A 14,493-nucleotide genomic window follows, 5' to 3' on the forward strand; every position below is an offset into this window, starting at 1 on the left:
CAACGAATGATTAAGGTTAACGCGCGATGATCGGAACAGAGAGTCAAGTGCTGATTGGAGCGTTGCGATGCGTAGCCTGGTGGTGGCGGTTTCGGTGTGCGGCATGGTCTCCGCGGCCCAGGCCGCGGACTTGTCCGACCTTCCGATCCTGCGCGGTGGCCTGACCGAGGGCCTGAACAATTCGCGGGTCAACTGGGACGGTTACTATGTGGGCGTCCAGGGCGGCTACGGCTCGTCCGATGAGAATTTCAACGGCTCGACCAAGAACATGACGGCGGCGGTGTTGGCCAACACGCTGATCGAGAGCCAGATGCAGGTATCGTCCTGGAACCCGAATCTCGGCAAGCAATCCTCGCGCGCATCGGGCTTCGGCGCCTTCGTCGGCTACAACAGTCAGTGGGACGACGTCGTGCTCGGCGTCGAGGCGAGCTATCTGCACGGCAAATACGGCGGCATGGCCTCTTCGAGCCGCACGCTCGTCAGCACGGCCGCACTGACCGACGGCAACTTCCACGCCGTGACGTCGACGCAGTCCTCGCAGATCTCGATCACCGACATGGCGACGATCCGCGGTCGTGCCGGCTATGCGATGGGTTGCTTCCTGCCCTACGCATTTTTCGGCCTTGCACTCGGCAACGCAGATATCGGCCAGTCCGTGACGGTTCAGGACCGGGTCAGCACGACATTTCTCGGCACCTACACGCCGCTTGCGCCGCTCAGCGCCAACAACCTTCAGCACAATCACCTGATCTACGGCTACAGCGCCGGTCTCGGCGTCGACGTCAATCTGGTCGGCGGCCTGTTTGCGCGGGCCGAATACGAATACGTCCGCTTCACCTCGACGGTCGACACCAGCATCAATACGGTGCGCGCGGGCCTCGGCTACAAGTTCTGAGCTGATTGCAAGCCTGTCCTGTATGCCGATGTCCGTCAGCATCCGTCCTGCGCAGCGCGACGACGTCGCTGCCATTGTCGCCATGCTCGCCGACGATCATCTCGGCCGGGCGCGCGAGCGCCTCGAGCAGCCGTTGCCGCAGTCCTACTACGACGCGTTCGAGACGATCGCGCGGGATGGGAACATCACCCTGATCGTTGCCGAGGAGGCGGGCCGGGTGGTCGGCTGCCTGCAACTCTGCATCCTGCCCGGGCTCAGCTCGCAAGGCGCGTCGCGCGCGCTGGTCGAGGATGTTCGGGTCGCCACCGACCGCCGCAGCCGCGGCATCGGCGAGCAGCTGCTGCAATGGGCGATCGCCGAGGCGCGCAAGCAGCGCTGCAATCTGGTCGAGCTGATGACGCATCAAAGCCGCACCGACGCGCAACGCTTCTACGGGCGGCTCGGCTTCGCCAAGAGCCATGTCGGCATGGTGATGCGGTTCTGATCAGCGCGGCAGGCGGTAGGCCGCGACGGCGTTCGGGCCGAACGCCTTGTCGCGGATGTCCGAGCCGAGCTGTGTCAGGCAGCGCTCGAGCGCCTGCTTGATTTCACGGTAGCTGCCGGCGAGCAGGCAGACCGGCCAGTCCGAGCCGAAGATCAGCCTGTCGGCGCCGAAGCAGCGCGCCACATGTGTCACGTAGGGCTGCAGCCGCTCCGCGTCCCAGTCGGTCCAGACGGCTTCCGTGGCGAGCCCCGACACCTTGCACCAGACATTGCCGCAAGCCGCGAGCTCGGCGATGCGATCGGCCCAGTCCTGATCGAAGCCGGTTGCGATCGGCGGCTTGGCGGCGTGGTCCAGCACGAAGCGCGCTCTTGGAAAGGCGCGCACCGTCGCAATCGCCGCTGGTAGCTCTCGCGTGCGCACCAGCAGATCGTACGTCAAGTCGTGCGCGAACACGCTGTCGAGGCCGCGCCTGACGTCGCCGCGAAAGATCCACGCCGGATCGGCCTCGTCATGGACCTGGTGGCGGATGCCGACCAGCCTGTCGCCGCCGGGCAGGCCGCGCAGCCGGTCGATCGTCGACCCTACCGACGGATCGGTCAGGTCGACCCAGCCGACGACCCCGCCGACGAATGGCGTCGCATGGGCGATGCGCAGGAACTCCTCGGTCTCGTCGAGCGACGAGCGGGTCTGCACCAGGATGCTGGCGTCGAGAGCGTTCTCGGCCAGCAGCGGGGCAAGGTCGGCGGGACCGAACGGACGGCGGATCGGCGCCAGCGCGTCGCCGGTCATCCACGGATAGTCGGCGCGACCGGGATCCCAGAAGTGCTGATGCGCGTCGATGACACGGCTCATGGCGCGTCTCCCGGCAGCGGCGCCCGGGCATCGACGAGATTGCTGGCACGCAGGTCGCGCCAGAAGGCGGGCGGGATCGGAGCTTGCGCCATCGCGATGTTGTCGGCCGCCTCCTGCGCATTGCGGGCGCCCTGCAGGCCGACGGTCACGGCGGGATGGGCCAGGCAGAACTGGATCGCGGCAGCCTTGAGCTCGGTGCCGTGCTGTCTGCACAGCGCATCGAGCTGGCGCGCCCGCGCCACCAGCGCGGCATCGGCATCTTCGTAGTTGAACTTCGCCGGCCCGTGAGGGTTGGCGAGAATGCCGCTGTTGTAGATGCCGCCGAGAATGATGGCGATGTTGTTCTCGCGGCAGATCGGAAAGAGCGTCGTCAGCGCGCCCTGGTCGAGCAGCGTGTAACGGCCCGCCAGGAGAAAGCAGTCGACCGGAACGGCCTGCGCAAAGCGCGTCAGCATCTCCGACTGGTTCATGCCGGCGCCGATCGCCTGGATGCTGCCGTCGTCGCGCAGCCGCTGCAGCGCGCGAAAGGCGCCGGCCACAGCCTCGTCATAGTGATCGTCGGGATCATGCACGAGCAGGATGTCGATGCGATCGAGGCCGAGCCGGACCAGGCTCTCCTCGACCGAACGCATTACGCCGTCATAGGAGTAATCGAACCGCGGCCGCAGCGGCGGCGTGCCCTTGTAGTGCGGATCTTCGCCCGAGGCGGTCGGGTCCGGCCGCAGCAGCCGGCCGACCTTGGTCGAGATCACATAGCTGTCGCGCGGCTGCCGGCGCAGAAATGCACCGAGCCTCTGCTCGGCGAGGCCGAAGCCGTAGAGCGGCGCGGTGTCGTAGAAGCGCACGCCGCGCGCCCACGCCGCGGCGATCGTGGCTTCGGCATCGCCGTCGCTGACCGGCTCGAAAAGACCGCCGAGCGGCGCCGTCCCGAGGCCGAGTCGGGTGATGTCGAGCGGGCTCCTCCCGAGACGGACGCGTTCCATTCTTCTATCCTTGTTGTTCGGCGCGTGCAGATCGCGTCATTGTGCACGGATGCGTTCGACGAAACAATGACGTCGCATGGTGCAGTACAACGAAGAGGAGAGGACGATGTCGGCGATCAATCCACTGACGGCCTTCGGTGTCGTGCTGGCGACGGCAGCCACCGACGCGGTCTACGTCATGTTCACGTCGGCGGTCGTTGCCAAGCGACGGTTGTCAGCGGCGACCTGGAGCTCGATCTGGTACATGCTGTCGTCATTCGCCGTGATCAGCTACACGGAGAACTGGATCTACGTCGCATTCGCGGCGGTCGGCTCCTGGATCGGCGCCTACGGCTCGATGACCTTCCTGCATCGTCCGCCGGCTGGTCAGGCACCGGTCGGCGCCGCGCCGGAATGAATTGCATTCGCTTGCATGCCAGCACGACCGCGTGAACGCAGACAGGCGGTGCGCGAAGTTCCTTGACGCGGAACGACCCTTACCGTATTCACGCTGGCGGGACACCTCCCCCCAACGGGAGGCTTACTATCTGGAAGGATAGACGATGACTGCAGCGAAGCCCTCGCAGCGGCCTGCCGTGCCGCACTTCTCCTCCGGCCCCTGCGCCAAGCGCCCCGGATGGACCTCCGAAAATCTCAAAGACGCTCCCCTCGGCCGCTCGCATCGCGCGAAGATTGGCAAGGCGAAGCTCAAGCAGGCCATCGAGCTGACGCGCGACGTCCTCGAAGTGCCCGCCGACTACAAGATCGGCATCGTGCCCGCGTCCGACACCGGCGCGGTTGAGATGGCGCTGTGGTCGCTGCTCGGTGCGCGGCCTGTCACCACGATCGCCTGGGAATCCTTCGGTGAGGGTTGGGTCAGCGACATCGTCAAGGAGCTCAAGCTCAAGGATGTCACCAAGCTGCACGCCGGCTATGGCGAGATCCCGGATCTGTCCAAGGTCGATCCGGCCAGTGACGTCGTCTTCACCTGGAACGGCACCACGTCAGGCGTGCGCGTGCCGAATGCCGACTGGATCAGCGCGAGCCGGGAAGGCCTGACGATCTGCGACGCCACCTCGGCCGCATTCGCGCAAGCCCTCGATTGGCCGAAGCTCGACGTCGTCACGTTCTCCTGGCAGAAGGCGCTCGGCGGCGAGGCCGCGCATGGCATGCTCATCCTCTCGCCGCGCGCGGTGGCGCGTCTCGAGACCTACAAGCCAGCCTGGCCGCTGCCGAAGATCTTCCGCCTCACCAAGGGCGGCAAGCTCAACGCCGGCATTTTCGAGGGCGAGACCATCAACACGCCCTCGATGCTGTGCGTCGAGGACTATCTGGACGCGCTGAACTGGGGCAAGTCGATCGGCGGCCTCAAGGCGCTGATCGCCCGCGCCGACGCCAACACCAAGGTCCTCGCCGACTGGAAGGCGCGGACGCCGTGGATCGACTTTCTCGTCAAGGATCCCGCCATCCGCTCCAACACCTCGGTGTGCCTCAAGGTCGTCGATCCCGCGATCACATCGCTGTCGGCCGATGCCCAGGCGGAGTTCGCCAAGAAGCTGGTGTCGCTGGTCGAGAAGGAGAACGCCGGCTTCGACTTCGCGCACTATCGTGACGCACCGGCCGGGCTGCGCATCTGGTGCGGCGCGACGGTGGAAGCCAACGACGTCGCGCTGCTGACGCAGTGGATCGACTGGGCGTTCGCCGAAGCGAAGGCCGGGCTGCCGAAGGCGGCGTAGCGCTTCTCGCTTGCCGTCATTGCGAGCGCAGCGAAGCAATCCAGGGCCACGAAGAAAGTCTGGATTGCTTCGTCGCTCCGCTCCTCGCAATGACGAAATTCAAGACGCGTAGGGTGGGCAAAGGCGCGAAGCGCCGTGCCCACCATCAACGTCAACCGACGCGAAAGACGGTGGGCACGCTGCGCTTGGCCCACCCTACGATTCGATTGCTTCCACCCATTCCGGCGCCGATGCGCTGTCCCTCTCTCGCGAGAGGCGTGAAGGAACATCGTCATGTCCAAACCCAAAGTTCTCATTTCCGACGCACTTTCCCCGGCCGCCGTGCAGATCTTCAAGGATCGCGGCATCGAGGTCGACTTCCAGCCCAATCTCGGCAAGGACAAGGACAAGCTCGCCGACATCATCGGCGACTATGACGGCCTTGCGATCCGCTCCGCGACCAAGGCCACGGCCAAGATCATCGAGCGTGCCAAGCGGCTCAAGGTGATCGGCCGCGCCGGCATCGGGGTCGACAATGTCGAAATCCCCGCGGCGACCGCCAAGGGCATCATCGTGATGAATACGCCGTTCGGCAATTCGATCACGACCGCCGAGCACGCGATCACGATGATGCTGTCGCTGGCGCGCGAGATTCCGCAGGCGGACGCCTCGACCCAGGCCGGCAAGTGGGAGAAGAACCGCTTCATGGGCGTCGAGATCACCGGCAAGACGCTGGGCGTGATCGGCTGCGGCAATATCGGCTCGATCGTCTGCGATCGCGCGCAGGGCCTGCGCATGAAGGTGATCGGCTTCGATCCGTTCCTCACCGAGGAGCGCGCCCTCGATCTCGGCGTCGAGAAGGTCGAGCTCGAGGAGCTGCTGAAGCGCGCCGACTTCATCACGTTGCATACGCCGCTCACCGACAAGACCCGCAACATCATCGATGCCGCGGCGATCGCCAAGATGAAGCAGGGCGTGCGCATCATCAATTGCGCGCGCGGCGGCCTGGTCGACGAGCAGGCGCTGCTGGAGGCGCTCAACTCCAAGCATGTCGCGGGCGCGGCCCTCGACGTGTTCGCCGAGGAGCCGGCGACCAGCAATCCGCTGTTCGGTCATGCCAACGTGATCTGCACGCCGCATCTCGGCGCCTCGACCACGGAAGCGCAGGAGAACGTCGCGCTGCAGATCGCCGAGCAGATGTCGGACTACCTGCTCACCGGCGCGATCTCGAACGCGATCAACTTCCCGTCGATCACCGCGGAAGAAGCGCCCAAGCTGAAGCCATTCATCGCACTCGCCGAGAAACTCGGCTCGTTCGCGGGCCAGCTCACCGAAAGCAGCATCACCAAGATCCAGATCACCTATGAAGGCCACGTCGCCGAGATGAAGACCCGGGCGCTGACCTCGGCGGTGCTGGCCGGGCTGCTGCGGCCGATGCTGGGCGAGGTCAACGTCGTGTCGGCGCCGGTGATCGCCAAGGAGCGCGGCATGATCGTCGACGAGGTGCTGCGCGCCGGCGAGAGCGACTATGAGAGCCTGATCACGGTCGCGGTCACCACCGAGCATCAGGAGCGCGCGGTATCGGGCACGGTCTACGCCGACGGCAAGCCGCGCCTCGTCGACATCAAGGGGATCCGTGTCGACGCCGAGTTCGGCAAGTCGATGATCTACGTCACCAACGAGGATAAGCCGGGCTTCATCGGCAAGTTCGCAAGCCTCCTCGGCGACGCGAAGATCAACATCGCGACCTTCCATCTCGGCCGTGTCGCGCCGGGAAGCGACGCGATCGCGCTGGTCGAGGTCGACGGTGCGGTGCCGGCGGATCTGCTCGCCAAGATCCAGGCATTGCCGCAGGTCAAGCAGGCCAAGGCGCTGGCGTTCTGATGACGCGCTAGCGCGCGCGGTGCTTCTTGGTTGAATCGACTTAGCCGCTGGCTCGGTTCACCTCTCCCGCTTGCGGGAGAGGTCGGCGCGAAGCGCCGGGTGGGGGTTCCCTCCACTCGGGCAGCCTCAAATCGAGGAGACACCCCCACCCCAGCCCTCCCCGCAACTGGGAGAGGGAGCGCACATCCTTCGCGGTTCGCAACCAGACCTCAACTCTTCACGCGCTGGGCCAAATTGGCCGACCGAAAGGGGCAGCACGGCACCGTGGCCGTGCTGCCCTTTTCTGTGCTCGTCTGTGCTCGGCGGATTTTCAACGGCAAGCTTTGCGGTCGCACGATTTGAACCCGCGGACCTCTCGTGGCGTCTAACGCCCCGCAAGGGACCGGCTCATCCGGTTCTCAGGGGCGCTGGGATACGGAGAGATCGATGGCAATGCGAACGACGTGGCTGGTTACGACAACTCTCGTTCTCGGTGCCTCGCTGGCGGCGGCGCCGGGCCATGCGGCAAACCTTGACGCGACGTCCACCGTCGATGCCGTCACCGTGTATCCCGACGGCGCGACCGTGACCCGGGTCATCTCGCTCGACCTTCCCACCGGTGACACGACGGCGATCGCCAAGGACTTCCCGCTCGGACTCGATGCGTCCTCGCTTCGTGTGGAAGGCGAGGCCGGCGCCAAGCTCGTGATCGGCACCGTCGACGCCAAGCCACCGCGTGCGGCGCCGCCCGTCAACCTGCCCGACATCGACAAGCGCATCGAAGCGCTGAAGGACGAGCGCGCCAATCTCGATGGCACGATCGCCGCGGCCCTGGCGCGCAAGAAATTTGCCGAGCGTTTTGCCGAGGCATCGCCGGCCGGGCTCGGCGAAAAGGGCGAGGCGCGTCCGATCACGGAATGGCGTGCCGCGTTCGCCGCCGTTGCCGACGAGGTTGGACAGGCCGACGCGGCGATCCGTGATGCCGAACGCAAGCAGCGCGAGATCGATCGCGAGATCGCGCGCCTGCAGGACAATCTCACGACGAAGCCCCCGAGCAAGCTGGAGGTGCGGATCGAATTGTCGGCTGCGGCAGCGACCAAGGCGACCTTGCGCGTGACCTACGCGGTGCGCAATGCCCGCTGGGTGCCGCTCTACGACGCGCGTCTCGACACGACGGCGAAGGACCGCAAACCGGCTCTCGAACTGGTGCGACGCGCCGAGATCCAGCAGGCCACCGGGGAGGACTGGTCCGAGGTCGCGCTCACGGTTTCGACGGTGCGCACCGGACGCGGCGGCAGCGCGCCCGAGCTCAGGACGATCATCGCGCAATATCCGCCGCCGCCACAGCCAGCGCCGAAGCCGGCGGCCGTCAGCGCGGCACGAGGACTCATGGAGAGCCGGCAGGAGTTTCGCTTTGGCGGAGGGACGACGTTCGGAGATGTCGCGGACAAGGCCGTCGAGCAGCAGACGGTCGCGGAGATCAGCGCCTTTCAGACCGTCTTCCACCTCCCCGGACGCGTCAGCGTCGGTGCCAATGATGGCGCGAAGAGCCTGCGTATTTCCACCGCGACGATCACGCCCGAACTGACGATCCGTTCGGCGCCCGTCATCGATCCCACCGCCTATCTCGAAGCGAGCTTCCCGCAGAGCGAGGAGGCGCCGCTGCTGCCGGGCAAGGTCTCGATCTATCGCGACGGCATGTTCGTCGGCACCAGCAGACTGGCGTCGGCCGGCAAGGACGAGGTCGTTCATGTCGGCTTCGGGGCCGACGACAAGGTCAAAGTCGAGCGCAGTGTCGTCAAACGGAACGAAGGTTCGGCCGGTCTGATCGTGACGACGGCGAAGATCGACGAGCGCGCCTTCAAAACCACGGTCCGCAACGCGCATGATTTCCCGATCAAGGTCGCGATCCAGGATCAACTGCCGGTCAGCGAGAACGAGGAGATCACGGTTGAGATGCTTCCTGCGACCACGCCGCCGGCCTCGACCAACGTCCGCGACCGGCGTGGTGTCGTCGAATGGGTGATCGACGCCAGACCCGGCGAGGCCAAGGATATCGCCTTCGCCTGGCGTGTGCGCTGGCCGAAGGACAAGTCGATCGTGTTGCAGCCGTCGGGCTGATCGCCCGGCGTGGGATCGGCGCCGTTTGATCCATGACAAGCCGCCCGGTCCCGGCCCTGTTATGCGCGAGTGGGACCCCGTTCGATCACGTCCTGTCCGGCCGTGATCGATCTCGACCGAGAGCGCCGACATGGAATCCGACCCGAACACCCGCAAGCAGGCCGTTGCCGTCGGCTACATCTTCCTCGCCGGCGTCGGCATGCTGCTGCTGCAATGGCTTCTGACGACCTACAACACGGTCGAGACGATTCCCTATAGCCAGTTCGAGCAGCTGATCGAGCAGGGCAAGATCTCCGAGGTGTCGGTCAGCCAGGACACCATCCAGGGCAAGTTCAAGGACAAGCAGTCCGACGGCAAGACGTCGTTCATCACCGCGCGCGTCGATCCGCCGCTGGCCGCGAAGCTTGCCGCAAAGGGCGTGACGGTGACTGGCGTGCCCTCGGGCGGGCTGATTCAGGCGCTGCTGTCCTGGGTCGTGCCGGCGCTGATGTTCTATCTCATCTGGGTGTTCCTCGGCCGCAAGGTGATGGATCGCCAGGGATTCGGCGGTCTGATGTCGATCGGCAAGTCGCGCGCCAAGGTCTATGTCGAGACCGACACCAAGGTCACCTTCGCCGATGTCGCCGGTGTCGACGAGGCCAAGTTCGAGCTGCAGGAGGTCGTGCAGTTCCTGAAGGATCCGAAGAGCTATGGCCGGCTCGGCGCACACGTGCCCAAGGGCATCCTGCTGGTTGGCCCGCCCGGCACCGGCAAGACCCTGCTCGCCCGCGCCGTAGCGGGCGAAGCGGGCGTGGCGTTCTTCTCCATCTCCGGCTCCGAGTTCGTGGAGATGTTCGTCGGCGTCGGCGCTGCCCGCGTGCGCGATTTGTTCGAGCAGGCCCGCAAGGCCGCGCCTTGCATCATCTTCATCGATGAGCTCGACGCGCTTGGCCGCAGCCGAAGCGTCGGCGGCCAGTTTGGCGGCTACGACGAGAAGGAGCAGACGCTCAATCAATTGCTGGCGGAGCTCGACGGCTTCGACCCAAGCTCCGGCGTCATCCTGCTCGCCGCGACAAACCGGCCGGAGATCCTCGATCCCGCGCTCATGCGCGCCGGCCGCTTCGATCGTCAGGTGCTGGTCGACCGTCCTGACAGGGGCGGGCGGCTCGCAATCCTCAAGGTGCATGTCCGCAAGATTACGGTCGCCGACAGCGTCGATCTCGACAAGGTCGCGGCACTGACGACCGGCTTCACCGGCGCCGACCTCGCCAACCTGATCAACGAGGCCGCGATCGCGGCGACCCGCCGCAAGGGCCACGAGGTGACGTTCGACGATTTCACGATGGCGATCGAGCGCATCGTCGCCGGCATCGAGAAGAAGAGCCGCGTGCTCAGTCCCGCCGAGCGCCGCCGTGTCGCCTATCACGAGATGGGTCACGCGCTGGTCGCGGCCAATCTCGTCGGCGTTGATCCGGTGCAGAAGGTCTCGATCATTCCGCGCGGCGTCGGCGCGCTCGGCTACACGATGCAGCGCCCGACCGAGGATCGCTTCCTGCTCGCGGTCAGCGAGTTGAAGAACCGCATCGCCGTGCTGATGGGCGGGCGGGCTTCCGAGCAGCTGATCTTCGATGGCGATGTCTCGACCGGCGCCGCCGACGATCTGCAGCGCGCGACCGAGATCGCGATCGAGATGGTCACCAAATACGGGATGGATGCGACCGTCGGGCAGCGCACCTACGCGCCGCGTCCACAGGTGTCGTTCCTGCAGCCACAGGATCAGATCGTGTCGGCGGCGGAGGAGACCGGGCGCGAGATCGACCTCGCCGTACGGGATCTGATTGCAGACGGCGATGCCCGTGCCAGGGCGATTCTCGAAAGCCATCGCCCGGACCTCGAGCGCGGCGTCGCGCTCCTGATTGCCAAGGAGACGCTGACCGCCGATGAGTTCGCGCCGTTGCGGCCGGCCTCCGCTGCGGTCCCGGTCCGGGATGCCGTTGCCCCGAGCTGATCCGGGATTCTACGGAGGGCGTTCGCAACCGAACCCTAACCATCGCCTGATCAGTTAACCAGCGGCTCACCTTGACAGATCGAGGTCGTCGATCGGGGACCGGGCGGAGTTCGTTGCGTGCTGCTGAACAACCTGAAGATTGCCCCCAAGCTCGCCATCGTCGTCGGCGTGGCGATGCTGGGCCTTGCCGCGGCCGGTACGTTTGCCGGCACTCTGATGCAAAAGGAGATGGTCAATGCCCGCATCGAACAGTGCCGGGCGATCGTCGAGACCGCGCGTAACATGGCCCTCGGCCTCGTCAAGGATGTCGAAGCCGGCAAATTGACGAAGGAGGCTGCGCTCGACGAGTTCGTCAATCGCGGGAGAACGATGACCTTCGACAAGGGCACGGGCTATCTGTTCGCCTATACGATGGACGGCAATGTGGTGCTTTCCCAGGATCCGAAGCAGCGCGGCTCGAACGTGATCGATTTCGAGCTCAACGGCCGCAAGCTCGTCGTCGAGCTGCGCGACGGCGTTGCCAAGGATGGCGAAGTCACCTTGCACTACGAATACCTGCGCCCCGGCCAGGAGCAGCCGACCCGCAAGATCTCCTATGCCGTGATGATTCCCGGTTGGAATACGTTCGTGGGCACCGGCGTCTATGTCGACGATCTCGACGCGAAGATGAAGCCGCTGAAATGGCTGATCTGGATGGCCTGCGCAGGCATCGCGGTCGTCGCCGGCGGGATCGCCTGGCTGATCAGCCGCAGCATCAGCGTGCCGCTCGATCGTCTCGGCGTCCGCATGCGCGAGATCGCCGATGGCCGGCTCGAGGGCGAGATTCCCGGTGTCGGCCGCGGCGACGAGATCGGCGGGATGGCCTCCACTGTCCAGATCTTCAAGGACAACGCGCTGCGGATGCGCGAGCTCGAGCAGGCCGAGGCCGCCACCCAGCAGCGTGCGGCCGCCGAGCGGACCGCGGCCATGCAGAATTTGGCCGCCGACTTCGAGCGCAGCGTCAACGGCATCGTCCGCTCGGTGGCGTCGGCGGCTGAGGGCATGCAGCACACCGCGCAATCGATGACCTCGACCGCGAGCGATGCCAGCTCGCGCGCCTCGACCGTCAGCGCCGCCACCCAGAGCGCCAATGACAATGTCGGCACGGTCGCGGCCGCGGCCGAAGAGCTGTCGAGCTCGGTCAATGAGATTTCGCGCCAGGTCGCCCGTTCCAGCGAGATTGCGAGCAAAGCCGTGGGCGACGCGGAGCGCACCAATGCCACCGTTCAGGTGCTGTCGACCGGCGCCGAGAAGATCGGCGAGGTCGTCAAGCTGATCCACTCGATCGCGGCGCAGACCAACCTGCTGGCGCTGAACGCCACCATCGAAGCCGCGCGCGCCGGCGAGTCCGGGAAGGGCTTTGCCGTCGTCGCCTCGGAGGTGAAGGCACTCGCCAACCAGACGGCGAAGGCGACCGAGGAGATTTCGGCGCAGGTCGCGGCGATGCAGACCTCGACCCAGGATGCGGTCACCGCCATCAGCGGCATCACCCAGACCATCGCGCAGATGAGCGAGATCACCAATTCGATCTCGACCTCGATCGCCCAGCAGGGCGACGCGACGCGCGAGATCGCGCGCAACATCCAGTCGGTCGCCGCCGGCTCGAACGAGATCAGCGCGCACATCGGCGGCGTGACCAAGGCGGCGGAAGCGACAGGCATGGCTGCCGCCGAAGTGCTGTCGAGCGCACGTGAGCTCGACAGCCAGTCGAGCCTGCTGCAGCAGGCCGTCGATGGCTTCATGGCGAAGGTGCGCACGGCCTAGTCGCAGCGGTGATGGACCGGGCCTGGCCTTGAAAGCACGGCGTGAGCTTGCAGGCGCTCACGCGACCTTGGTGCGGCCGGTGCGGGAGGCGATGATCACGCCGGCGATGACCAGCGCGTAGCCGATCAGATGAAACGGCTTCAGCTCCTCGCCGAGCAGCAGGATCGCCAGCACCGAGCCGAACAGCGGCACCAGATGTAGAAACGGCGCGGCGCGGTTCGGCCCGATCAGGCCGATGCCGCGATTGAAGAACAGATAGGCGAGCGTCGAGGCGAACACCACGACGTAGCCGAGGGTCAGGAGCGATAGCAGATCGAGCTGCAGCACGAAGCCGGACGCGTATTCCCACGCGGCCAGCGGCAGCAGCAGCAGGGCGCCCAAGGCCGTGCAGCACGAGATCAGCGACAGCTGGTGCACGGCCGGCCGCCGCGTCATGACCGCCGAGTAGATCCCGAACACCAGCAGCGCCCCGGCGAACATCAAGTCACCGCGGTTGAACTGAATGGCGGCCAATGCGCCGAGGTCTCCGCGCAGCAAAATGACCAGCACGCCGGTCAAGGATATCGCGATGCCGGCGAACTGCGCCGCCGTCAGCCTGACCCCGAACAGCACGAGCGACCATAGCGCTACGAACAGGGGGGCCGAGGATTGGATCAGCAGCCCGTTGAGCGCCTGGGTGTACTGCATCGCCCAGTAGGACAGCGCATTGTTGATGGCGAAGCCGGTCAGCGCCAGCACCAGCAGCAGCGGCCAGCTGGCCAGCAAGGTACGCCAGTCGCGTACGAGATGCGTCCGCGCGAACGGCCACAGCATCAGGAAAGTTCCGATCCAGCGGATGCAGGACAGGGTCAGCGGCGGCACGTGCCCGGCGACATAGCGCGCCAGCACGATGTTGCCGGCCCAGAACAGCGAGGCCAGCGTCAGAAGCAGATAGGGCTGGTTGTTGAGCCAGGCCAGCGGCGAGGTCGGATGCGATGCGGTGGGCAAGGAATCGGCTTCTCTTGTTGACCGGAGCTTGTGCCCGAAATGGCGGGCGGGACAAGAGCGCCGGGCGGAAGGCCGCCATGTCGAAATACCAATGGGCCTCCTTTACAAAACGAATATTCGTTTTGTATGCTCGTCGCAGACGGGAACGCCATCGAGCCGACAGCCGCAACCCTGCAACGGCTCGGCAGGAGCTGCACATGCCGAAACTCAAGCCCGAGACGATGGCCGCGCGCCGGGACGAGATCCTGCAGGCCGCCGAGGCCTGCTTTGCCCGGCAGGGATTCCATCAGACCACGATCGCCGATGTCATTGCGCAATCTGGTTTGAGCGCGGGCTGCATCTACGGCCATTTCGCCAGCAAGGAAGAGCTCATTCAGGCGATCGGCGAGCATCGCCATGCCCGTGATGCCGCCCTGTTGGCCACGGCGCGTGAGATTTCTGATCCGTTGGAAGCGTTGCGCGCCATTGCGCGCGCCTCGTTGGCAGACATGCAAAAGGAAGAGGGCCTGCGCCACCGGCGCATCGCGCTGCAGCTCTGGGCCGAGGCGCTGCGGGACGATGATATCCGCGCGCAGGTGACGGACGGTGTGCGCAAGCCGGCCGTCTTGATCACCGAGCTGCTGCAGCGGGGCCAGCGGCTCGGCGTCATCGACCGCTCCGTTCATCCACGCAGCATGGCCCGCACGATCGTCGCGATGTTCCAGGGGTTCGTGCTGCAGCGATTGTGGGGCGAGCCGTTCTCGTCATCCGAAGCGATGGCCGCATTCGAGACGCTGCTGACGGGACTCACGGCGCGGCGATGACCTGAAGCGACTGCCTCTCCA

General features: G+C 65.9%; 12 protein-coding genes. 9 read left to right on the top strand and 3 right to left on the bottom strand.

Features of this window, described 5'->3' with window-relative positions; genetic code table 11:
- Positions 1-67 precede the first annotated feature (67 nt).
- Positions 68-895 (top strand): outer membrane protein, encoded by an 828-nt coding sequence (locus tag ACQR13_RS11325; RefSeq protein WP_315750070.1) that lies wholly within the window; start codon positions 68-70, stop codon positions 893-895.
- A gap of 28 nt (positions 896-923) precedes the next feature.
- Positions 924-1,379, top strand: coding sequence for a GNAT family N-acetyltransferase (locus ACQR13_RS11330; RefSeq protein WP_315750071.1), 456 nt, complete (start codon positions 924-926; stop codon positions 1,377-1,379).
- Here the strand turns inward: ACQR13_RS11330 and ACQR13_RS11335 are convergent, their stop codons facing one another.
- Both ACQR13_RS11335 and ACQR13_RS11340 read right to left on the bottom strand, forming a co-directional pair.
- Positions 1,380-2,231 (bottom strand): amidohydrolase family protein, encoded by an 852-nt coding sequence (locus ACQR13_RS11335; RefSeq protein ID WP_315750072.1) that lies wholly within the window; start codon positions 2,229-2,231, stop codon positions 1,380-1,382.
- A complete protein-coding gene (locus ACQR13_RS11340) occupies positions 2,228-3,214 on the bottom strand; it encodes an aldo/keto reductase (RefSeq protein WP_315750073.1) in 987 nt (328 codons plus the stop codon). Before ACQR13_RS11340 ends, ACQR13_RS11335 begins: the two co-directional genes overlap by 4 nt.
- A gap of 106 nt (positions 3,215-3,320) precedes the next feature.
- On the opposite strand from ACQR13_RS11340, the gene ACQR13_RS11345 reads away from it, so the two are divergent.
- The 6 genes from ACQR13_RS11345 to ACQR13_RS11370 all read left to right on the top strand — a co-directional run bounded on the left by ACQR13_RS11345 (position 3,321) and on the right by ACQR13_RS11370 (position 12,682).
- Positions 3,321-3,611: a hypothetical protein gene (locus ACQR13_RS11345; RefSeq protein WP_315714383.1), complete on the top strand. Its 291-nt coding sequence runs from the start codon at positions 3,321-3,323 to the stop codon at positions 3,609-3,611.
- A gap of 145 nt (positions 3,612-3,756) precedes the next feature.
- Positions 3,757-4,929 (top strand): phosphoserine transaminase, encoded by a 1,173-nt coding sequence (locus ACQR13_RS11350; protein WP_434862835.1) that lies wholly within the window; start codon positions 3,757-3,759, stop codon positions 4,927-4,929.
- Between the two features lie 273 nt (positions 4,930-5,202).
- Positions 5,203-6,792, top strand: coding sequence for a phosphoglycerate dehydrogenase (serA, locus tag ACQR13_RS11355; RefSeq protein WP_316169320.1), 1,590 nt, complete (start codon positions 5,203-5,205; stop codon positions 6,790-6,792).
- Positions 6,793-7,224: 432 nt separating this feature from the next.
- Positions 7,225-8,892 (top strand): mucoidy inhibitor MuiA family protein, encoded by a 1,668-nt coding sequence (locus ACQR13_RS11360; RefSeq protein WP_434862905.1) that lies wholly within the window; start codon positions 7,225-7,227, stop codon positions 8,890-8,892.
- Between the two features lie 130 nt (positions 8,893-9,022).
- Positions 9,023-10,879, top strand: a complete 1,857-nt coding sequence (ftsH, locus tag ACQR13_RS11365; protein WP_315714130.1) for an ATP-dependent zinc metalloprotease FtsH — start codon at positions 9,023-9,025, stop codon at positions 10,877-10,879.
- A gap of 117 nt (positions 10,880-10,996) precedes the next feature.
- Positions 10,997-12,682 (top strand): methyl-accepting chemotaxis protein, encoded by a 1,686-nt coding sequence (locus ACQR13_RS11370; protein ID WP_434862836.1) that lies wholly within the window; start codon positions 10,997-10,999, stop codon positions 12,680-12,682.
- 57 nt (positions 12,683-12,739) lie between these two features.
- On the opposite strand, the gene ACQR13_RS11375 is transcribed toward ACQR13_RS11370, so the two are convergent.
- On the bottom strand, positions 12,740-13,669 hold the full coding sequence (locus ACQR13_RS11375; RefSeq protein ID WP_315750076.1) for a DMT family transporter: 930 nt from the start codon (positions 13,667-13,669) through the stop codon (positions 12,740-12,742).
- Between the two features lie 77 nt (positions 13,670-13,746).
- On the opposite strand from ACQR13_RS11375, the gene ACQR13_RS11380 reads away from it, so the two are divergent.
- The gene (locus ACQR13_RS11380) at positions 13,747-14,472 is read left to right on the top strand and encodes a TetR/AcrR family transcriptional regulator (protein ID WP_434862837.1); all 726 of its coding nucleotides are present in this window, start codon (positions 13,747-13,749) and stop codon (positions 14,470-14,472) included.
- The last annotated feature ends 21 nt before the right edge of the window (positions 14,473-14,493 follow it).

The sequence above is a fragment of the Bradyrhizobium sp. HKCCYLRH3059 genome, assembly GCF_051168035.1.
Classification (GTDB): domain Bacteria; phylum Pseudomonadota; class Alphaproteobacteria; order Rhizobiales; family Xanthobacteraceae; genus Bradyrhizobium.

Bases quoted from the DNA above. Each gene is read 5' to 3' on its own strand.
- ACQR13_RS11325 (WP_315750070.1), top strand. From the start codon at position 68: ATGCGTAGCCTGGTGGTGGCGGTTTCGGTGTGCGGCATGGTCTCCGCG.
- ACQR13_RS11330 (WP_315750071.1), top strand. From the start codon at position 924: ATGTCCGTCAGCATCCGTCCTGCGCAGCGCGACGACGTCGCTGCCATT.
- ACQR13_RS11335 (WP_315750072.1), bottom strand. From the start codon at position 2,231: ATGAGCCGTGTCATCGACGCGCATCAGCACTTCTGGGATCCCGGTCGC.
- ACQR13_RS11340 (WP_315750073.1), bottom strand. From the start codon at position 3,214: ATGGAACGCGTCCGTCTCGGGAGGAGCCCGCTCGACATCACCCGACTC.
- ACQR13_RS11345 (WP_315714383.1), top strand. From the start codon at position 3,321: ATGTCGGCGATCAATCCACTGACGGCCTTCGGTGTCGTGCTGGCGACG.
- ACQR13_RS11350 (WP_434862835.1), top strand. From the start codon at position 3,757: ATGACTGCAGCGAAGCCCTCGCAGCGGCCTGCCGTGCCGCACTTCTCC.
- serA (WP_316169320.1), top strand. From the start codon at position 5,203: ATGTCCAAACCCAAAGTTCTCATTTCCGACGCACTTTCCCCGGCCGCC.
- ACQR13_RS11360 (WP_434862905.1), top strand. From the start codon at position 7,225: ATGCGAACGACGTGGCTGGTTACGACAACTCTCGTTCTCGGTGCCTCG.
- ftsH (WP_315714130.1), top strand. From the start codon at position 9,023: ATGGAATCCGACCCGAACACCCGCAAGCAGGCCGTTGCCGTCGGCTAC.
- ACQR13_RS11380 (WP_434862837.1), top strand. From the start codon at position 13,747: ATGTCGAAATACCAATGGGCCTCCTTTACAAAACGAATATTCGTTTTG.